The 20,082-nt window shown below is 68.4% G+C and carries 19 protein-coding genes; 10 read left to right on the top strand and 9 right to left on the bottom strand.

From position 1 onward, the window contains the following. Positions 1-32 precede the first annotated feature (32 nt). From rapZ to ACRARE_RS10565, 4 genes are read right to left on the bottom strand one after another with little or no spacing between them, the layout of a single operon-like run. A complete protein-coding gene (rapZ, locus tag ACRARE_RS10580) occupies positions 33-938 on the bottom strand; it encodes an RNase adapter RapZ (RefSeq protein ID WP_432656401.1) in 906 nt (301 codons plus the stop codon). 41 nt (positions 939-979) lie between these two features. Next, a complete protein-coding gene (locus ACRARE_RS10575; protein ID WP_432656400.1) occupies positions 980-1,429 on the bottom strand; it encodes an HPr kinase/phosphorylase in 450 nt (149 codons plus the stop codon). A gap of 1 nt (position 1,430) precedes the next feature. Beyond that, a complete protein-coding gene (locus ACRARE_RS10570; protein ID WP_432656399.1) occupies positions 1,431-3,170 on the bottom strand; it encodes a sensor histidine kinase in 1,740 nt (579 codons plus the stop codon). A 12-nt stretch (positions 3,171-3,182) separates the two neighbouring features. Beyond that, complete coding sequence (locus tag ACRARE_RS10565; RefSeq protein ID WP_432656398.1) at positions 3,183-3,884, bottom strand: response regulator transcription factor; 702 nt, start codon at positions 3,882-3,884, stop codon at positions 3,183-3,185. Positions 3,885-4,345: 461 nt separating this feature from the next. On the opposite strand from ACRARE_RS10565, the gene ACRARE_RS10560 reads away from it, so the two are divergent. The 3 genes from ACRARE_RS10560 to rimK all read left to right on the top strand — a co-directional run bounded on the left by ACRARE_RS10560 (position 4,346) and on the right by rimK (position 8,155). Then, entirely contained in the window at positions 4,346-5,944 is a 1,599-nt protein-coding gene (locus tag ACRARE_RS10560; protein ID WP_432656397.1) for a phosphoenolpyruvate carboxykinase, read from the top strand. Positions 5,945-5,949: 5 nt separating this feature from the next. Beyond that, entirely contained in the window at positions 5,950-6,570 is a 621-nt protein-coding gene (locus ACRARE_RS10555) for a DUF3859 domain-containing protein (protein ID WP_432656396.1), read from the top strand. A 202-nt stretch (positions 6,571-6,772) separates the two neighbouring features. Continuing rightward, complete coding sequence (gene rimK / locus ACRARE_RS10550) at positions 6,773-8,155, top strand: 30S ribosomal protein S6--L-glutamate ligase (RefSeq protein ID WP_432656395.1); 1,383 nt, start codon at positions 6,773-6,775, stop codon at positions 8,153-8,155. 229 nt (positions 8,156-8,384) lie between these two features. Here rimK and ACRARE_RS10545 read toward each other — a convergent pair whose 3' ends face one another. Further along, positions 8,385-9,137 (bottom strand): sulfite exporter TauE/SafE family protein, encoded by a 753-nt coding sequence (locus ACRARE_RS10545; protein WP_432656394.1) that lies wholly within the window; start codon positions 9,135-9,137, stop codon positions 8,385-8,387. A gap of 173 nt (positions 9,138-9,310) precedes the next feature. Here ACRARE_RS10545 and ACRARE_RS10540 point away from each other — a divergent pair, with 173 nt between their 5' ends. Together ACRARE_RS10540 and ACRARE_RS10535 are read left to right on the top strand one after the other, a co-directional pair. After that, a complete protein-coding gene (locus ACRARE_RS10540; RefSeq protein ID WP_432656393.1) occupies positions 9,311-10,999 on the top strand; it encodes an acyl-CoA dehydrogenase family protein in 1,689 nt (562 codons plus the stop codon). A gap of 212 nt (positions 11,000-11,211) precedes the next feature. After that, a complete protein-coding gene (locus ACRARE_RS10535) occupies positions 11,212-11,694 on the top strand; it encodes an SH3 domain-containing protein (RefSeq protein ID WP_432656392.1) in 483 nt (160 codons plus the stop codon). A gap of 113 nt (positions 11,695-11,807) precedes the next feature. Here ACRARE_RS10535 and ACRARE_RS10530 read toward each other — a convergent pair whose 3' ends face one another. After that, positions 11,808-12,383: a fasciclin domain-containing protein gene (locus ACRARE_RS10530; protein ID WP_432656391.1), complete on the bottom strand. Its 576-nt coding sequence runs from the start codon at positions 12,381-12,383 to the stop codon at positions 11,808-11,810. 186 nt (positions 12,384-12,569) lie between these two features. On the opposite strand from ACRARE_RS10530, the gene ACRARE_RS10525 reads away from it, so the two are divergent. Further along, positions 12,570-13,406, top strand: coding sequence for a 3-oxoadipate:acetyl-CoA acetyltransferase (locus tag ACRARE_RS10525; protein ID WP_432656390.1), 837 nt, complete (start codon positions 12,570-12,572; stop codon positions 13,404-13,406). Between the two features lie 338 nt (positions 13,407-13,744). On the opposite strand, the gene ACRARE_RS10520 is transcribed toward ACRARE_RS10525, so the two are convergent. Together ACRARE_RS10520 and ACRARE_RS10515 are read right to left on the bottom strand one after the other, a co-directional pair. Continuing rightward, on the bottom strand, positions 13,745-14,239 hold the full coding sequence (locus ACRARE_RS10520; RefSeq protein ID WP_432656389.1) for a MarR family winged helix-turn-helix transcriptional regulator: 495 nt from the start codon (positions 14,237-14,239) through the stop codon (positions 13,745-13,747). A gap of 194 nt (positions 14,240-14,433) precedes the next feature. Next, a complete protein-coding gene (locus ACRARE_RS10515) occupies positions 14,434-14,787 on the bottom strand; it encodes a hypothetical protein (protein ID WP_432656388.1) in 354 nt (117 codons plus the stop codon). A 313-nt stretch (positions 14,788-15,100) separates the two neighbouring features. Between ACRARE_RS10515 and ACRARE_RS10510 the strand changes: the two genes are divergently transcribed. After that, positions 15,101-16,090 (top strand): glutathione S-transferase family protein, encoded by a 990-nt coding sequence (locus ACRARE_RS10510; RefSeq protein WP_432656387.1) that lies wholly within the window; start codon positions 15,101-15,103, stop codon positions 16,088-16,090. A gap of 30 nt (positions 16,091-16,120) precedes the next feature. Here ACRARE_RS10510 and ACRARE_RS10505 read toward each other — a convergent pair whose 3' ends face one another. Further along, positions 16,121-16,597 (bottom strand): hypothetical protein, encoded by a 477-nt coding sequence (locus ACRARE_RS10505; RefSeq protein WP_432656386.1) that lies wholly within the window; start codon positions 16,595-16,597, stop codon positions 16,121-16,123. A gap of 311 nt (positions 16,598-16,908) precedes the next feature. On the opposite strand from ACRARE_RS10505, the gene ACRARE_RS10500 reads away from it, so the two are divergent. From ACRARE_RS10500 to ACRARE_RS10490, 3 genes are all read left to right on the top strand, one after another. Further along, complete coding sequence (locus ACRARE_RS10500; RefSeq protein WP_432656385.1) at positions 16,909-17,847, top strand: threonine-phosphate decarboxylase; 939 nt, start codon at positions 16,909-16,911, stop codon at positions 17,845-17,847. After that, complete coding sequence (gene cbiB / locus ACRARE_RS10495) at positions 17,844-18,758, top strand: adenosylcobinamide-phosphate synthase CbiB (RefSeq protein ID WP_432656384.1); 915 nt, start codon at positions 17,844-17,846, stop codon at positions 18,756-18,758. The genes ACRARE_RS10500 and cbiB overlap by 4 nt, the downstream gene beginning before the upstream one ends. A gap of 87 nt (positions 18,759-18,845) precedes the next feature. Then, positions 18,846-20,030, top strand: coding sequence for a lytic murein transglycosylase (locus ACRARE_RS10490; protein WP_432656383.1), 1,185 nt, complete (start codon positions 18,846-18,848; stop codon positions 20,028-20,030). The last annotated feature ends 52 nt before the right edge of the window (positions 20,031-20,082 follow it).

Raw genomic sequence — 20,082 nt, 5'->3', positions numbered from 1 at the left:
GGGTATGCGCGCAGAGACCGCAGCAGAGGTGCTCATGCAGCCCCCTCGGCGGCCCGGCGCCGTTCCTGTTCGCGATGCCTAATTGACACCTGCCAGCCAGCCTCCGCAAGGGCCCCGCCCAGCCTTTCCGCCAAAGTGACGGAACGGTGCTGACCGCCGGTACAGCCAAACCCGATGGCCAGATGGGCCTTGCCCTCTTCCCGGTAGGCCGGCAGCAACATCAAGATAAGGTCGCTGACCTGCTTCAGGAAGGGGGCGAAGCGCGCATCGCGGGCGACGAAGGCCTGGACCTCGGCGCTGGTGCCGTCCAGCGGGCGCAGCGTCGGCTCCCAATGGGGGTTGGCCAGGAAGCGCACGTCGAACACCATGTCCAGCCCGCGCGGCAGGCCACGTTTGTAGCTGAAGGACTGCACCGACACCGCCAGACCGCCCTGCCCGCCCTGGGGGGCGAAATGGCCGTCCACCTCGGCGCGCAGATCGTGCACGGTCAGGTCCGAGGTGTCGATCAGGATATCGGCCCGGGCGCGGATCGGGCCCAGCAGGTCGAACTCGCGCGCGATGCCCTCTTCCGGGGTGCCCTCGGGGGCCATCGGGTGGCGGCGGCGGGTCTCGCTGAAGCGGCGCGACAGCACCTCGGCCCGGCAATCGACGTAGAGCAGTTCCAGCGGCACCCCGCGCAACTGGCGTAGCCGGTCCAGGGCCTCGATCAGCGCCTCGGTCGAGAAGTCGCGGTTGCGGGTGTCGAGGCCAAGGGCCAGCGGGCGGACCAGCGGCGGCCCTTCCAGCAGGCGCGGCAGCAGGGACAGGGGCAGGTTGTCGATAGCTTCGAAGCCCTGATCCTCCAGCGCGCGGATGGCGGTGGACCGGCCTGCACCGGCCGGGCCCGTCACGAGGACAAGCCGGGAGTTCTGTCGGGTCTGGGTATCGGCGGTGGCCATGGCTGCCGTCGGGTTTGGGCGAAAAGTCGCGCCCCGCGTGTCTACGCGCGACGTCCTTCCCGCAGATATTGCAGAATCGCCGCGGCGAAAGCCGCGGTGTCAGTATTGTGAAGCAAGGTTAAGGAAACCCCCAGCAAATTCGTGCTGCGCTGCGGCGGCAAACGGTCTGTTTCCAGATGATCCAGATCGACCACCAGCGCCACCGGGGCGGGCCCGGCGGGCCGGGCGTTCAGGATCCCCACTCCGCGCGCCTCGATCATCCCCGCCAGCGTCTCGGGCGCCCGGGCGATCAGTGCGTTGCCCTCGCGGGTCAGGATCACCCGGTCATCGGCCACCAGCTCGGCCCCCCGCGCCATCAGCTCCAGCGCCAGCGAAGATTTCCCCGCCCCCGAAGCGCCCCGGATCAGCACCGCGCGCCCGCCCTGCGCCACGCAACTGGCATGGATGACCTCTGGCCCCTGCCCCTCTGCCTGACCCGCCCCGGCTGTCATCTCAGATCGGCAGGCCGACGACGAAACGCGCGCCCAGCGGATCCGAGGTGATGTCGGCATCGGTGGGGCGGATGTTCTCGGCCCAGATCACCCCGCCGTGGGCCTCGACGATCTGTTTCGAGATCGCCAGACCAAGACCCGAGTTATTGCCAAAATCCGACGCCGGGCGGTGCGAGTAGAAGCGTTTGAAGATCTTCTGCAAGGACTGGTCGGGAATGCCCGGCCCGGTGTCCTCGACCACCACCAGCACGCGGTTCTCGCGCCGCCGGGCCCAGACGCGGATCGCATCGCCCTCTTCGCAGAAGCTGATGGCATTGGTGATCAGGTTGACGAAGACCTGCGCCAGCCGCGCCTCCAGCCCGCTGAGGACCAGTTCCTCTTGCGGCAGGTCGGTGATGAAGTCGATGCCCTTGCCCGCCGCCTGTTCGCCCAGATAGTCGGTCAGGCTGCCCAGCATCCGCAGCAGGTCGAATTCCTCTTCCTCTTCCTTCACCAGTTCCGAATCCAGCCGCGAGGCGTTGGAAATGTCGCTGACCAGCCGGTCGAGGCGGCGCACGTCGTGTTCGATGACGTCCATCAGCTGTTCGCGCTGATCGTCGCGCTTGGCCACCCGCAGGGTGCCCACGGCAGAGCGCAGACTGGCCAGGGGGTTCTTGATCTCATGGGCCACATCGGCGGCGAACTGTTCGTTGGCGTCGATCCGATCGTAAAGGGCACTGACCATGCCGCGCAGGGCGCCGGACAGCCGGCCGATCTCGTCGGGGCGCGCGGTCAGGTCGGGGATGCGCACGCGGCTTGGCTTGGGCCGGGTATTGCCCCGGTCGCCGCCCAGCTCTGCGGCGGCGGCCAGATCGGACAGCGGGTTGGCGATGGTCGAGGCCAGCACCAGGCTGAGGCCCACCGAGACCAGGGTGGCGATGATGAACATCTGCAACACCCGCTCACGTTCCTGGCGCACCATGGTGTCGATCTCGCCCACCGAGCCTGCCAGAGCCACGGCGCCGACGATCTGGCCGCCCGCCTCGATCGGGGACAGCGCGGTATGGAACCGCCCCTCGGCGCCGCGCGCGGTCGATGTCTCATCCGCGCCGACCCCATGATCGGCCAGCAAGCGCCGGGCCTCTTCCTCGATCCCGACCGTGGGCAGGGGCACCCGGCCCGAGGAAAAGACGGTGGTGATGCCGTTCCAGATCGCGGTCAGGAAATCGGTGACATAGGTCGGCGGCTCTGCGGCCGGGGCGCCCTCGGGCGCGGCCCCGGCGCGGCGCGCCACCAGTTCGCCCTCGGCGTCGAAGACCAGCAGGGTCAGCCCGCTGCGCAGGTCCAGCCCGGCCAGGGTGCCGGCCACATCGACGCCACGGCGCGCCCGCAGGTCGACCTCGGCCCCGGGCGCGATCTGCGCCTCGAAGACATCGGCCACCAGATCCGCCTCGCTGACCAGCGCCGCCTGGCGCTGCGCCAGCAGGCTGTCGCGCGACGAGTTCAGATAGAGGATGCCCGCCACCAGGACGTTCAGCGCGATCAGGTTGAAGATGATGATCTTGCGCGTCAGCGGCGAGGCCTTCAGCGCGAAGAGGCCACGCTTTTCCCGCCGTTCGCGGAACTCATCGTCCACGACCGCCCCCGGCGCCTCGAACTCTTCGCCCAGCACGACATCGCCGCGGTGCGCCTTCGCGCCGCCGCTGCCCCGTCGTGACCTGGCCGTGTCGTCCTGCACCCTGATCCCTTCGGCAAGCGCCATGGGCCTGGCCCGTTACTCTTCGTTGTAGCGATAGCCGATGCCGTAGAGCGTCTCGATGGCCGAGAAGTCGTCATCGACCGAGCGCAGCTTCTTGCGCAGGCGCTTGATATGGCTGTCGATGGTGCGATCGTCGACATAGACCTGATCGTCATAGGCCACATCCATCAGCTGGTCGCGGCTTTTGACGAAACCGGGACGCTGTGCCAGGGCCTGCAACAGCAGGAATTCGGTCACCGTCAGGGTCACATCCTGACCCTTCCAGGTCACCGAGTGGCGCAGCGGGTCCATGCGCAGATGGCCGCGTTCCATCACCTTGGTATCGTCGCTGTCGGCCACCACCTCGCCCGACTGGGCTTCCTGGCGGCGCAGCAGGGCGCGGATGCGGGCCACCAGCAGGCGCTGGCTGAAGGGTTTCTTGACGTAGTCGTCGGCGCCCATGCGCAGGCCCAGAACCTCGTCGATCTCATCGTCCTTCGAGGTCAGGAAGATCACCGGCATGGTGGTTTTCTGGCGCAGCCGTTGCAGCAGATCCATGCCGTCCATGCGGGGCATCTTGATGTCCAGAACCGCCATGTCCGGCAGCGCCTTGTTGAAGGCCTCCAGCGCGGCCTGGCCGTCGGAATAGGTTTCCACCTCGAACCCCTCGGCCTCCAGCGTGATGGCCACAGAGGTCAGGATGTTCCGGTCGTCGTCCACGAGTGCGATCTTGGACATTTGGCTTCCCTTCTAAACTGCTCGTTACGGTCCTGGCTGTCTGTCGCCCGGCCCACCTTTGCTGGCAAAACCGGGCCCGCATCCTTGGACCTGACTGGGAGTCTTATCGACATGATTTTGCCGCAATAATCGCCGCTCCGCACCGATCAGGCAATGGCGAAACGCGAATCGCGCCGCGTGCAAAGATTGAATTGTGGCGAAAATGTCTTATGCGCGGATGAATTTTCCTTTGCGCGACAGAGGGCTGCCCCACCACAGGCCGGTTCCCGCGTGTGGTTGCGCTAAACGCAGGATGGTTGCGCTAACCTCCCCCGAGCGCCCTGTTCACATCCGAACGCGACATGATATGAGGCCGGATATCGAGGCGTCCCGCCCCGGTTCCGCCGCCTGCACCCAGGTGCATAAGGACGGCGACGGATGAGAGGACCGCCGCGCCTGAGCGGCTACAGGAGTGTTAAGATATGGCATTTGGACGGGTGAACCCGCACTTCCGGCTCGAAGATCAGGGGATCGAAGGGCTCGGCAATGTCTATTACAACCTTATGGAGCCCGCGCTGATAGAAGCCGCCCTGAAAAAGGGCGAAGGCACGCTGGGCAAGGGCGGCACCTTCCTGGTCACCACCGGCAAGTTCACCGGCCGTTCGCCCAAGGACAAACACGTCGTGAAGACCCCCGACGTGGCCGACAAGATCTGGTGGGAAAACAACGCCGAGATGTCCCCCGAGGCCTTCGACGTGCTTTACGCCGACATGCTGGCCCACATGAAGGGCGGCGACTACTACGTGCAGGACCTGGTGGGCGGCGCCGACCCGGCCTATGCGATCAACGTCCGCGTGGTGTCGGAACTGGCCTGGCACAACCTGTTCATCCGTCACCTGCTGCGCCGTCCCGACCGTGAGGCGCTGAACGACTACGTCTCCGATTTCACCATCATCAACTGCCCCAGCTTCTCGGCCGATCCCGAAAAGCACGGCTGCCGCAGCGAAACCGTGATCGCGCTGAACTTCGCCAAGAAGATGATCCTGATCGGCGGCACGGAATACGCAGGCGAGAACAAGAAGTCGGTCTTCACCCTGCTGAACTACCTGCTGCCCGAGAAGGGCGTGATGCCGATGCACTGCTCGGCCAACCACGCCAAGGGCAACCCGGTCGATACCGCGATCTTCTTCGGCCTGTCGGGCACCGGCAAGACCACCCTGTCCGCCGACCCGGCGCGCGTGCTGATCGGCGACGACGAACACGGCTGGTCCGACCGCGGCACCTTCAACTTCGAGGGCGGCTGCTACGCCAAGACCATCAACCTCTCGGCCGAGGCCGAGCCCGAGATCTACGCCACCTGCTCGATGTTCGGGACGGTGATCGAGAACATGGTCTACGACGAAGAGACCTTCGAGCTCGACTTCGAGGACAGCTCGCTGACCGAGAACATGCGCTGCGCCTACCCGCTGGAGGCGATCTCCAACGCATCGGACACCGCTCTTGGCGGCCATCCGAAGAACATCATCCTGCTGACCTGTGACGCCTATGGCGTGTTGCCGCCGATCGCGCGGCTGACGCCCGCGCAGGCCATGTACCACTTCCTCTCGGGCTTCACCTCGAAGACCCCGGGCACCGAACGCGGCGTTGTGGAACCCATCCCGACCTTCTCGACCTGCTTCGGCGCGCCCTTCATGCCCCGTCGCCCCGAGGAATACGGCAACCTGCTGCGCGAAAAGATCGCCAAGCACGGCGCCACCTGCTGGCTGGTGAACACCGGCTGGACCGGCGGCGGCTTCGGCACCGGATCCCGGATGCCCATCCGTGCCACCCGCGCCCTGCTGACCGCCGCCCTGGACGGCTCGCTGAACGAGGCCGAATTCCGCAAGGACGCCAACTTCGGCTTCGACGTTCCGGTCTCCGTCTCGGGCGTGGCCGATGCCCTGCTGGACCCGCGCCAGACCTGGGACGACAAGGATGCCTACGACGCCCAGGCGGCGAAGCTGGTCGGCATGTTCTCGGAAAACTTCGAGCAATACCTGCCCTACATCGACGACGACGTGAAAGCCGCCGCGATCGGCTGAGGGCGATGCAGACCCTCTCGCTCATATCCCCGCAGCGCCCCGCCCGACCCGGCGGGGCGTCTGCACGTCGGGGCCTTGCCCCGCTGCTGGCCGCCCTGCTGCTGGCCGCTGCCCCGGCCCTGGCCCTGGCCCAGACGGCAGAGGCCCCCGGCGGCGACCTGATCCACGCGCCGCTGGAAATGGACGAGGCAGGCATCTACTGCCCCACCGACCATGTCAGCAAGGAACCCGCACCGGACACGGAATCGGGCTATATCCTGCTGACCGAGGGCAACCCCCAGCTGGCCCTGACCAGCCGCGTGGTGCCCGCCTACATCGGCCTGTCCTTCGGCCTGCGCATCCGCCTGGCCCCGGGCACGCCACCCGGCCCCTATATCTTCACCGTGCGGCACCCGCCCGTCGGCCCGCGCCAGGTCACCGTCGAAAGCTGGGATCCGGCGCTCTCGTCCAACTGGGGCGTGCGCAGCTTCAACTTCGAGTTCGACCGCGAACTTGTCCCCGGCACCTGGAGCTTCGAGGTGCATCAGGGCGACGAGCTGCTGTTGCGGCAAAGCTTCGAGGTGGTGCCCGCCATGCAGGCCCCCGCCGCCATCGACATCTGTTTCGGCAACAGCTTCGTCTCCTGACGGCGCTGCGCCCTCACCCCCGGCCCGGGCCGCGCAAGGGGGTATTTTCGGCAAGAAAACAGCAAAGGCCCGCGCTTGCCGCCGCTCTGTCACAAGGCCATTGCACCCGGCGGGTTTGATTGGCTAGTGCGCCTGTTAAGCTCGCCCCGAGCCCCCGGCGATTCCGCCCCGCCCTCCTGCCCGCATTCAAGAAGGACCTGACATGCCGCAATTCACACTCGGCTGGGAAGAATGGCTGTCGCTGCCCGCCCTGGGCCTGCCCGCGATCCGCGCCAAGGTGGATACCGGCGCCAAGACCTCGGCCCTGCACGCCTTCGCCATCGAACCCTTCGGCCCCTCGGACAAGCCGATGGTGCGTTTCGCCATCCATCCCGACCCGTCCGACGAGTCGCTGGAAATCATCTGTTCGGCGCCGCTGAAGGACCGCCGCGAGGTGACCTCCTCCAATGGCGAGACCGAGCTGCGCTTCGTCATCGAGACCGAGGTCAGCATGGGCAAGCGCAGCTGGCCGATCGAGGTCACCCTGACCGATCGCGGCTCGATGGCCTACCGCATGTTGCTGGGGCGGGGGGCGATCGGCGAGGACATGATCGTCTCGCCCGCGCAAAGCTTCTGCCAGCCGGAACTCTCTTTCGACAGCTACCGCGACACCCCCCGGCTGAAACAGCACCGCCGCGCCCTGCGTCTGGCGATCCTGACGCGCGAGCCCGAGAACTACTCGACCGGACGCTTCATCGAGGCGGCCGAGGCGCGCGGCCATACGCTCGAGGTGATCGACACCTCGCGCTGCTACATGAACATCCGCGCGGTCGGTGGCGAGGTGCACTACGATGGCCGCCGCCTGCCCCATTACGACGCGGTGATCCCGCGCATCGGCGCCTCGATCACCAACTATGGCACGGCGGTGGTGCGCCAGTTCGAAAGCATGGGCACCTATTCCCTGGCCGGTTCAGAAGGGATCGCCGTGTCGCGGGACAAGCTGCACGCCCACCAAGTGCTGGCGCGGCACCGGATCGGGATGCCCACGACCGCCTTCGCCCGCAGCCCCAAGGATTCGGGTAACCTGATCCAACTGGTGGGCGGCGCGCCACTGGTGCTGAAGCTGCTGGAATCGACGCAAGGCAAGGGCGTCGTACTGGCGGAAACCAAGAAGGCAGCGGAATCGGTGATCTCGGCCTTCCGGGGCCTGAAGGCCGATTTCCTGGTGCAAAGCTTCGTCAAGGAAGCGGCCGGCGAGGATATCCGCTGTCTGGTGGTGGGCGGCAAGGTGGTCGCCGCCATGCGCCGCCGGGGCGCGCCGGACGATTTCCGCTCGAACCTGCACCAGGGCGGCACGGCGGAACCCGTGCGGATCACCAAGACCGAACGCGACACCGCCCTGCGCGCCGCCCGAGCGATGAAACTGGACCTGGCGGGCGTCGACCTGCTGCGCGGCGAGGATGGCCCCAAGGTGCTGGAGGTGAACTCCTCTCCGGGCCTGGAAGGCATCGAAAAGGTCTCGGGCAAGGATATCGCCGCGCTGGTGCTGCAACATATCGAGGCCAAGGTCGCGCCCCGCAGCCCGCGCAGCAAACGCAAGGGTTAGGCGCCGCGCCCGGTTCCCTCTGCCAGCGCCTCTGGCCAGCGTCGGATGCCTCCGGCGGGAGTATTTTCAGCCATCGAATAGAAAGAGAGCGACAGCGTCCCCGGGCGCCCTCTTTCTCTCATTCGGCGGCTGAAAATACTCTGGGGGAGTCTCCGGCACGGAGACGGGGGCAAAGCCCCCTCTTTCTTCCAAATCTCCGCTACCACGGCGGGGGCAAGGCACCCCTCCCTCAGACCAGCAACGCCCGGCGCAGCAGGTTCAGCCCCGCCACCAGCAGCACCACAAGCGTGGCGCGGCGGAACGTGGCCTGGTCGATCCGGTCGTGCAGGCGCAGCCCGACCCACATGCCCGCCAGCGCCAGGGGCACCATGATCAGCGAAAAGGGCAGCGTCTCGGCCCGCAGAACGCCCGACCCCAGATGGGCAAACAGAAGCGACACGGCCCCCAGACCGTAGATCACCCCCTGCACCTGGATCTGCTCGCGCTTGGGTGTCTCCAGCGCCGTCAGATAGGCCACCGTGGGCGGCCCCCAGACGCCGGAAAAGCCGCCGATGAACCCCGCCACCAGCGCCACCGTCAGCTCCACCGCCCGTTTCGGCGGATGCGCCAGGCGCAGTTGGCGACCCATCAGCTGGGTCAGGGCAAACAGGACAATGGGCGCACCGATCATCAGCAACATCACCCGCTGCGGCAGCACCGAAACCAGCTGCGCCGAGGCCATCAGCGCCACCAGTGCCACCCCCAGGAAGACCCGGAACCGTTTCACCACTGCCCAGGCCGCCGCCGGGCCCAGGCGCAGGGCCTGCCAGCCATTGGTCGCCAGCGTCGGCAGGATCAGCCCCGCCAGCGCCCAGTCGGGGCCGACGATGCTGCCCAGGCCCGACACCATGATCATGGGCATGGCAAAGCCCACCATGCCCTTCACCAGCCCCGCCAGCAGCGCCACCGCGACCACCGCCGCCCAGGCCCAGGGCCCCATCATGCCTAGATCCATCATCCTGCCTGCCTACACCCGCCACGACGGCGGGGCGATGCAAAATCCGTGACGTAATTATAGATCCAAAAGAAGATGCCATACGCAAACATATTGCGCCGCACCTGCAAAGGGATTAGGACGGGCAGCAAGACACGCACCCCGGAGGAGGAGCTGCCCCCATGCCCCATGACGGACAGGACCCGAAGATGACCGAGACCCCGATTCTGCCCGAGCTGCTGCGCCTGACCGGCGCCGCCATCGCCCCCGCAGAAAGCCTGCTGGCCAGCGCCCGCGATGCGGTACGTGCCCGCGTGGTCGAGGGCGATCGCGTCTCCGCCCGGGCCGTCGAGGCCGAGCAGACCGCCACCCACGGCCTGGCCTGGCTGGCCACCTATGTGGAGGCCCTGCGCCAGATGCAGGCCTGGGCCGAAAAGCTGGAGGCCGAGGGCACTTTCGGCGAGCTGGAGGCACTGATCCAGCAGATCGCCTTTGGCGAATACCTGGGCCAGATCGCCGGCGGCATCCAGATGTCGCAGCAAGAGATCCTGCGCCTGCATGACCTGGGCCTGCCCGCCAGCGCGGGCGCCGATTTCGCCCAAGGACCCGTCGCCACGCTGATTGCCAGTGGCAACAGCCAGGCCGCCCGCACGCGCCTGGCCGAGCTGATGGTCGAACGCCAGGGCGCCGGGATCTTCGGCACCACCGGCCTGGACGAAGAGCTGGAGATGATCCGCGACCAGTTCCGCCGCTATGCCGCCGAAAAGGTCGCCCCCTTCGCCCATGAATGGCACCTCAAGGACGAGCTGATCCCGATGTCGGTGATCGAGGAACTGGCCGAGATGGGCGTCTTCGGCCTGACCATCCCGGAAAACCTCGGCGGCTTCGGCCTCAGCAAGGCCTCCATGGTGGTGGTCTCGGAAGAGCTGTCGCGCGGCTATATCGGTGTCGGCTCGCTCGGCACCCGCTCGGAGATCGCGGCCGAACTGATCCTGTGTGGCGGCACGGACGAGCAGAAAAGCCACTGGCTGCCCAAGCTGGCCTCGGGTGAGATCCTGCCCACGGCAGTCTTTACCGAACCCAACACCGGCTCGGACCTGGCCGCCCTGCGCACCCGCGCGGTGAAGGGTGAAAACGGCGATTATGCCCTGACCGGCAACAAGACCTGGATCACCCATGCGGCGCGGACCCATGTGATGACCGTGCTCGCCCGCACCGATCCCGACAGCACCGACCATCGCGGGCTGTCGATGTTCCTGGCCGAGAAGATCCCCGGCACCGACGAAGATCCCTTCCCCACCCCCGGCATGACCGGCGGCGAGATCGAGGTGCTGGGCTATCGCGGCATGAAGGAATACGAGCTGGGCTTCGACGGCTTCCACGTGAAGGGCGAGAACCTTCTGGGCGGCGAAGAGGGCAAGGGCTTCAAGCAGCTGATGCAGACCTTCGAATCGGCCCGGATCCAGACCGCGGCCCGGGCCATCGGCGTGGCCCAGGCGGCGCTGGACGTGGGCCTGCAATATGCCCTCGACCGCAAGGCCTTTGGCGGGCCGCTGATCCAGTTCCCCCGGGTCTCGGGCAAGCTCGCCATGATGGCGGTCGAGATCATGGTGGCGCGTCAGCTGACCTATTTCGCCGCCTTCGAGAAGGACAACGACCGCCGCTGCGATCTGGAGGCGGGCATGGCCAAGCTTCTGGGCGCGCGGATCGCCTGGGGCTGCGCCGACAATGCGCTGCAAATCCACGGCGGCAACGGTTTCGCGCTGGAATACACCGCCTCGCGGCTGCTGTGCGACGCGCGGATCCTGTCGATCTTCGAAGGCGCGGCAGAGATCCAGGCCCAGGTGATCGCCCGGCGCCTGCTGGCCTGAGGGTTTCCCTCCGGCCCGGTCCTCCACGGGGCCAGGCCCCGGCCCGTCCGGGCGCCCCTGCGGCGCCGGGCGGGCCTTTTCCATTCAGCCGCGCACGACGGGACCAAGGGGATCCCGGGCAATTGCCTCAAATGCCAGGGGCATTTCCCGTGACCGGCCCGGGCGCGCCACGCTAGCCTACGGGGCGGCGGATACCCCGCCCGGAGGCCAAAATGCCCCCTGCGCCCCTGCCCCCCGGGCCCGTCTCTTCCCCCACGCCCCGGTCGCGCCTGCCCCGGCTGGTCCTGGCGCTGTCCCTGCTTTGCCTGACCCTGGGCGGGGTGCTGCTGGCCGGGGCGCGCGGCCTGCTGCCGCCGCTCTTCTCCGATCTGGGCGGCCCGCCGGACGTGGCGATCTACGAATACCCGCGCGACACGGCGCGCAACTGTGACCCGGCGGTCTTTCTGGACCTCAGCGATCCGGCCACGGAACAGCTGGTGGTGCGCGCGGGCCCGGGCCCCCAGTACCGCCAGCGCAGCGTGCTGAGCCATGGCGACACCTTCCTGGTCTTCGAATATCGCGGCCCCTGGGCAGGCATCGCCTATGGCCACAACCGCGAAGTCTGCGGCGCCCAGGAGAAACGCGAGATGCGGGCCACGCACCGGGGCTGGATCCCGGTGCAGGGGATCTCTTTCCTGCCCGGCCTGCCCGATTGACCCCGCCGCCGGCGGCCTGCCCGGAGACGGCCGCCCGTGCCAAACGGAAAACGGGCCGCCCCGAGGGGCGACCCGCACCGGCCCGGACCAGCGGCCCGAGAGAGCGGAGGAGATCAGCCCGCCTGGCCGGCCGGAAGGATCACCCGGTCGATCACATGGACCACGCCGTTGGACTGATCCACATCGGCGGTGGTCACCGTGGCCACGCGGCCGTTCTCGTCCTTCAGCTTGACCATGCCGTCCTCGATATAGGCCTGAAGGGTGCAGCCGCCGACGGTGGGCACGGCGTGCATCCCGCCGTCGTCCTGGATCATGCCGATGATGTCGGTCGAAAAGGCCTCGGCGGCGACCACATGGCAGGTCAGGATCTGGGTCAGCTGCGCCTTGGCCTCGGGTTGCAGCAGGGCGTTCAGGCTGTCCTCCTTGATCATGCCGAAGGCGTCATCGGTGGGGGCGAAAACGGTGAAGGGGCCATCGCTCATCAGCGTGTCGACCAGGCCCGCGGCCTGGGCGGCGGCCACCAGGGTGGTCAGGTTGGGCGCGGCCGAGGCGTTTTCGGCGATGGTCTTGTCGGCGAACATCTCGGCGCCGCCGACCATCGGGTTCTCGCCCGCCATGTGGTCATCGGCCAGGGCCGGCAGGGTGGCGGCGCAGAACAGGGCGGTGCTCAGGGTCAGGATGCGTTTCATGGAATTTCCTCCGTTTGAGTGGTGCGCCGCCCCTCTCCTCCGGGGCAGCGTCACAGGAGTTACGGGGCGGATCGCCGAGTGGTTCTTTTTGGGAGGCGCCGCGCCGGTCACCTGTGCGTGAGCACCCCGTGAGCGGCGCCGCGCGGCGCAGTTGACAGCTCTGGAACCAGCCGCCTAACTGCCCCCATGGATCCCAAACCCTGCATCATCTGCGTGGCCATCACCGGCTCGCTGCCCCGCAAGAGCGACAACCCGGCGGTCCCCGTGACCGTCGCGGAACAGATCGAATCCACCCAGGAGGCCTTCGAGGCAGGCGCCAGCATCGTCCACGCCCATGTGCGCAACGATGATGAAAGCCCCTCGTCGGACCCCGAGAAATTCGCCGCCCTGAAGGAAGGGCTGGAGAAGCACTGCCCCGGGATGATCATCCAGTTCTCGACCGGCGGGCGTTCCGGCGCGGGGCAGACGCGGGGCGGGATGCTGCCGCTGTCGCCCGACATGGCCTCGCTCTCGGTGGGCTCGAACAACTTCCCCACCCGGGTCTACGAGAACCCGCCGGATCTGGTCGACTGGCTGGCGGGCGAGATGAAAACCTATGGTGTGCGCCCCGAGATCGAGGCCTTCGACCTGTCTCACATCCACCAGGCGGCTAAGATGTATGCCGACGGGCGGCTGGAAAAATCGCCCTATGTGCAGTTCGTCATGGGGGTGAAGAACGCCATGCCGGTGGACCGCGACGTTTTTGACTACTACCGCGCCACCATGGCCCGGCTGCTGCCCGACAGCGAATGGTGCGCGGCGGGCATCGGCGCCGGGCAACTGGTGCTGAACGAATGGGTGGTGGCCAGCGGCGGCCATGCCCGCTGCGGGCTGGAGGACAACATCCGCCTGGACCGGACCACCCTGGCGCCCTCGAACGCCGCGCTGGTGAAACGGGTTACCGATCTGTGCGACAAATACGAACGCCCGGTAGCCAGCTGGCAGCAGGCGCGCGAGATGCTCGACCTGCCCCTGCGCGGCTGAGCGCAGGTCGTCGCGTCAAGAAAAGCGGGGGGGCTCTGCCCCCTTGAGCCCTCGCGGGCTCCTTCGCGGCGGAAATCGTCCCCCGGACGATTTCCGAGACGCCGCTCAGCCCCCGGGATATTTCTGGCAAAAGAGAAGAGAAGAGAAGGGCGGGGCGCCTGAAAGCCCGGGCCGCCCCCCGACTGCAAAGTCCGCCAACAAGGCGCCCTGCGCCCGGTTGGCCCACACCGCAGCCGGGCGACCATCGGGGCTTTGGTGTGCTGCCCCCTTGCCTTTCTCATTGCCAAAAATATCCCCGCCGGAGGCATCGCCCGTCAGGGCGATAAAGGGGCCCGCGCCTAGGGGATACGCGGCGGGCCTGCCCTGTCCTCTGCCTCGGGCTGGGGCGAGAGCTTTTGCAGCAGGGCGCCCAGCTGCCTGCGGTCGCGCGCGCTGAGCCGGTGCAGGGCCGCGTCCTCTCCCTCGGCCACCAGGGCATTGGCCCGGGCACAAAGCGCCTGTCCCGGCGCAGTCGGCCAGAGGGCGAAGGCGCGCTTGTCCTCGGCCTCCCGCTCGCGGCGGATCAGACCGGCCTGTTCCAGCGCCTCGACCGCCACCTGGGTGTTCGACCGTTCCGCCCCCAGCAGGTCGGCCAGCTGGCTGAGGCGCAGCCCGGGCCGGTCGCAAAGCACTGACAGCGCCCCATAGGTGGCGCCGCGCAGCCCCAGCGGTTCCAGCCGACGCGAGAGGTCCGATTGCAGATGCACATGGGCGCGTTTCAGCGCTGGCCCCAGCAGGCGCTGACGAAAGAGCGTCTCTGCGGGGCCTTCCCCGCACTTTGCCCGGCGGCCCATGGCGGATCCTCCTATCCCTCAGCAACCGACCCGATGGTAAGCGGCCCGGGCGCCCTGGAAAAGCCCTGCGGGCCTGGGGTGCCCCTTCTGACGGGCCTGTCGGCGGGAACCGGCCCCTGGCGGGCGCCGCACGGCAAGGAGGGGCGCGGGCGATGCCGGGCCGGATGCAGGATCGCCTTGTAGTGGGCCCCGGATCAGTCCGGGCGGGCGATCAGCGCCACCGGCGCATCCTCGTCCTGCGAGAAATCCAGCGGGGCGCGATCCCGGGCCGGGGTGGCGCGCTTGAACTCATAGCGCATCTCGCCGCCCTCTTCGGCAGAGGCGACGATCAGGCAGGTGGCCAGAAAGCGGCTGCCCTCGAACAGATCCACATGGCCACGCAGGCGCGGCGCCAGTTCGGCCTCGACCGAGAAGCCGTCCTGCCAGCGGCGCAGCACCGGATAGCTGGTGCCATCGGCCTCGATCCGCAGGCGCGACGCCTTGCGCGCCCGCTGCTTGCGGGCCTGTTCCAGCCCCTCGGCCAGATCCTTCGGAAGAAATGTCGTCATCTTTTGCCCCGGCGATCCCGTCCCGCTCCGCGCCGACAGATGGCCCGAAGAGTCTTGCGATCAGGTTAACCATGAAGTCACCGTGGTGACAGGGAAATCTTGGCGCAGATACGCCGCGCCGCAGCACCGCGCAGCCCCCCACCCCCGGCACCCCTTGCGAAAAAGCGCGGCCAGCGCCCCAGAATGGCCCGCCTGTGCAGCCCCGCACGTTTCCTGCGCGACCATCGGGCTAGGCGGACGGGCCCTCTCGCTCTAGCTCTGTAGTCAACCGCCGGGCGTCCGCCGCCCGGCCCCGACAGAAAGGAGCGCAGCCATGGGTCTGCTCATCGACGGCGCCTGGAAAGACAGCTGGTACGACACCGAAAGCACCGGCGGCAAATTCGTCCGCACCGAGGCACAGTTCCGCAACTGGGTCACCGCAGACGGCCAAGCGGGCCCCTCGGGCGAGGGCGGCTTTGCCGCGGAAAGCGGGCGCTACCACCTCTATGTCTCATACGCCTGCCCCTGGGCGCATCGCACCCTGATCTTCCGCGCCCTGAAAGGACTTGAGGATCACATCACCGTCTCGGTCGTGCATCCCGACATGCTGTCCGAAGGCTGGGAATTCCGCCGCGATTTCGACGGCGCCACCGGCGACGACCTGTTCGGCTTCGACTACCTGCGCGAGGTCTATCTGAAGGCCCAGCCGGGGCTGACCACCCGGGTCACCGTGCCGGTGCTGTGGGACAAGAAGACCGGCCGCATCGTCTCGAACGAAAGCGCCGAGATCATCCGCATGTTGAATTCCGCCTTCGACGGGATCACCGGCGACACCCAGGATTTCTGGCCCGAAGAGCTGCGCGAGCCGATCGAGGATATCAACGCGCGGATCTACGACACGGTCAACAACGGCGTCTACAAGGCCGGTTTCGCCACCAGCCAGGAGGCCTATGACGAGGCCGTGGGCCCGCTGTTCGACAGCCTGGAGTGGATCGAAAGCATCCTGTCGGAGAACCGCTATCTGCTGGGCGAGCGGGTGACCGAGGCCGACTGGCGCCTCTTCACCACGCTGATCCGCTTCGACAAGGTCTATCACACGCATTTCAAGTGCAACCTGAAGCGCATCGTCGACTACCCGGCGATCTGGGGCTATGTGAAAGAGCTGTACCAGATGCCCGGCGTGGCCGGGACGGTGCATTTCGACCATATCACCCGGCACTATTACTACAGCCACGACACGATCAATCCGCATCGCATCGTACCGATCACCCCCGATCTGGACCTGACCGCGCCGCATGGTCGCGACGCCCTGCCCGCGGCCTGAGCGGCGGGCGGATCCCCGGGGAAAGGGCGCCTAGGCGCCCGCGCCTTCCGCCTTGCGCGCCGCCTGCATCCGGGGGGCGCTGCCGTAGTGTTCGACCAGGGCCGCCAGGTCCGAGGGTGGCGCGGCCGAGTTCATCAACGCGCAGGCATTGGTGGCATAGCGAAAGATCGACCCGTCCGAGAAGAAGCTGGTGTTGGTGACGAAGATCACCTTCGCCTCGGGCTGGAGGTAGCTGGCCAGGTCGGCGATCGCCAGCGCCGAGCCCCGTTCCAGCACCAGATCCAGCACGATCACGTCGAAGGGCACCCGGTGCAGGAAGGCGGCGGCGGCCTCCTGGCCATGGGCCAGGCAGGTGGCGACGCCCATCCGGTCCAGGTGCCGTTTCCACAGCCAGCCCAGGTTGGCCTCGCTTTCGACGATCAGGGCATGGATGCGCCCGTCAGACCATGCCGCTAGCTCTTCCCGTGGATGGGGAACACGGGTGCTGATATCGGTTACGCTGCCCACAACGCGCCTCTTACCACTTGGGCCAGCCCCGGGCGGCAGCTGAGGGCGGCAGTTTTTTGAATTACGAACAATCCTAGCGGCTCAAACTTTAACAAAGTCCTAACAAATGCCCGGCGGGGTTAAGCTGCGCCCGGATCCGCCGATGGCCCGGATGCGGCGCGGCGGGCGGCCAGCAGCACCGCGGCATTTGCTTTTGCCCCGCGATGTGATGAAACGGGCCGACGTTGACTGACCGCAGGTGCCCCGATGCCGCGTGCCCCCCTCTGCCCCTTCCGCCCCCCCGAAACGGCCCGCCCCGACAGGCCCCACCGATGAGCGGCGCGCGCGACCACGGCGGCAACCTTGACGCGGCCATGGCCCGCTTTGGCGGCGCCCGTGCCGACTGGCTGGACCTGTCGACGGGGATCAACCCCGAGCCCTACCCGCTGCCCGCCCTTTCGCCCGCCGACTGGGCCGCGCTGCCCGATGCCAGCGCCCAGACCGCGCTGATCGCCGCGGCCCGCCGCTTCTGGCAGGTGCCCGAGGGGGCGGCGGTGCTGGCGGTGCCCGGCGCCTCGGCCGCCATCGCGCAGATCCCCCGCCTGGCGCCGCCGGGCCGGGTCGAGATCCCGCAGCCCACCTATAACGAACATGCCGCCGCCTTTGCCCGCCACCGTTGGCAGGTCACGCCCGATGGGCCCGCGCGCGGCCTGGTGCTGGTGCATCCCAACAATCCCACCGGGCAGCTGCACCCGGCGCCCGCGCCGCGCGGGCTGACGGTGATCGACGAAAGCTTTTGCGACGTCACCCCGGGTGAAAGCCATGTGGCGCTTTGCCCCCGGCCCGACCTGCTGGTGCTGAAAAGCTTCGGCAAGTTCTGGGGGCTGGCGGGGCTGCGCCTGGGCTTTGTCATCGGCGCGCCGGGCACCGTCGCGCGGCTTGCGGACATGCTGGGGCCCTGGCCGGTGTCCGGCCCGGCCCTGCGGGCGGGCACCGCCGCCCTGTCCGATCCCGCCTGGGCCGAGGCCACCCGGCTGCGCCTGGCCCGTGACGCCGCGCGGCTGGACGCGGCGATGCAAGGCGCGGGCGCCGCGCTGGCGGGGGGCACCGCGCTGTTCCGCCTTTACGAAGTCGAAAACGCCGCCGCGCTGCAAACCCGGCTGGCCCGGCACCGCATCTGGTCGCGGACCTTCCCCTATTCCAGCCGCTGGATCCGACTTGGCCTGCCCCCCGCCGGGGGCTGGGCGCAACTGGAAGGCGCCCTGGCATGAGTACCGCGCTGATGCTTTGCCTGGCCCTGCTGCTGGATGCGGCGCTGGGCGAGCCGCGCTGGCTGTGGTCGCGCCTGCCCCATCCGGCGGTGCTAGCCGGCCGGCTGATCGGCTGGGCCGACGCGCGGTTCAACACCGGCCCTGCCCGACGCGCGCGGGGAGTCGCGCTTTTGATCGGGCTGGTCGGGCTGGGCTGGGCCCTTGGCAGCGCCATCGCCGCCTTCGGCTGGCTGCCCCAGGTGCTGGTGGCAGCGGTTCTACTGGCGCAACACTCGCTGGTCGATCACGTCCGCGCCGTGGCCACGGGCCTGCGCCAGGGGCTGCCCCAGGGGCGCCACGCGGTGGCGATGATCGTCAGCCGCGACACCGGCCAGATGGGGGACGCGGCGGTGGCCCGTTCCGCCATCGAAAGCGGGGCCGAGAATGCCTCGGACGGGGTAGTGGCGCCCGCCTTCTGGTTCCTGGTCGCCGGGCTGCCCGGGATCATGATCTACAAGCTGGTCAATACCGCCGATTCGATGATCGGCTACCGCACCCCCCGGCACCAGGCCTTCGGCTGGGCGGCGGCGCGCAGCGATGACCTGCTGAACCTGATCCCGGCACGGCTGACCGCGCTGGTCCTCGCCGCGCTCTCCGGTCACCTCTCGTCCTGGCGCGCGATCGTGACCGAGGCGCGCCGCCACCGCTCGCCCAATGCCGGCTGGCCCGAGGCCGCCATGGCCCGGGCGCTGGACGTGGCCCTGTCCGGCCCACGCCGCTATGACGGGGTGCTGCGCGACTATCCCTTCGTTCACCCTTCGGGGCGGCGCCACCCCGGCCCGGCCGAGATCGAGGCCGCCTGCGCCTGGCTGTGGCGGCTCTGGGGGGCTTTGCTGGCCGCATCGGCCCTGCTGGCGGTGATCGCGGGCTGACGCCGCCCGGCGCCATAGGTCCTTCTGCCCATTGCCCGGGCCCCCCGCCCTGCTACCTTCGACGCAGAGATGACGAAAGGACCGCCCATGCTCCGCCCCGCCCCCCGCGCCCTGGCCCTTGCCCTGGCGATTGCCACAGCCCCCCTGCCCGCCCTGGCGCAAAGCTGCGGCGGCAGTTTCGCCGGTTTCGTCCAGGGGCTGCGCGACGAGGCGGTGGCGCGTGGCCATGACCCGGCGCTGGTGCAGCGCTTCTTCGCCGGGGTCCGGCAGGATCCGAAGGTCATCGCCGCCGACCGCCGCCAGGGGGTGTTCCAGCTGGATTTCACCAGTTTCGCCCGCCGCCTGATCTCGCAAAACCGAATCCAAACCGGCCAGGCCAAGGCCAGCCAATGGGCCGCCGTCTTCGACCGGATCGAGCAAGAGATGGGCGTGCCGCGCGGTATCCTGCTGGCCTTCTGGGCGTTTGAGACCGACTACGGCGGCTACCAGGGGGATTTCAACACCGCCAATGCGCTGGTGACCCTGGCCCATGATTGCCGCCGCCCCGAGCTGTTCCGGCCGCAGATCTTCGCCGCGCTCGAGCTTTACGCCCATGGCGATTTCGACCCCGCCACGACCACCGGCGCCTGGGCGGGCGAGATCGGCCAGGTGCAGATGCTGCCCGCCGACATCCTGGAGAACGGCGTCGACGGCGATGGCGACGGCCATGTGCGGCTGAAGACCTCGGCGCCCGATGCGCTGATGTCGGGGGCGAAGATGCTGCGCGCCCTTGGCTGGGCGCCGAACCAGCCCTGGCTGCAAGAGGTCACCCTGCCTGCCCAGATGGACTGGTCCCGCGCCGGGCTGGACACGGCGCTGCCCCCCACCGAGTGGCAGACCCTGGGCGTGGCGCCGCGCGCAGGTGGCTGGCAGGCGGATCTGCCCGCCTCGCTGATCCTGCCCCAGGGCAAGGACGGCCCGGCCTTCCTGGCCTATCCGAATTTCTCGACCCTCTTCGAATGGAACCAAAGCTTTACCTACGTGCTGACCGCGGCCTATTTCGCCACCCGCCTGGAAGGGGCGCCGGTCTTCGATCCCGGCAATCCGGCGCCGGGCCTGGACGGGGCGCAGATGAAGCGCTTGCAGGAAAAGCTGGCGGCGCGTGGCCATGACGTGGGCGAGATCGACGGCATCCTGGGCGCGGGCACCCGGGCGGCGGTGCGCGCGGTGCAGGCCGAGTTGGGCCTGCCGGTGGATGGCTGGCCCACGGCGGAGCTGCTGAACCGGCTCTAGGGGGCGCAGGGGGTCGGGGGCTCTGCCCCCCCCGTCGCCGGATGGCGACAGA

Origin of the sequence: Pseudooceanicola aquaeponti (assembly GCF_050897975.1) — a bacterium.
Classification (GTDB): domain Bacteria; phylum Pseudomonadota; class Alphaproteobacteria; order Rhodobacterales; family Rhodobacteraceae; genus Pseudooceanicola.
The sequence above is the reverse complement of the archived record's forward strand: the minus strand, read 5'-3'. Positions and strand labels throughout refer to the sequence as shown.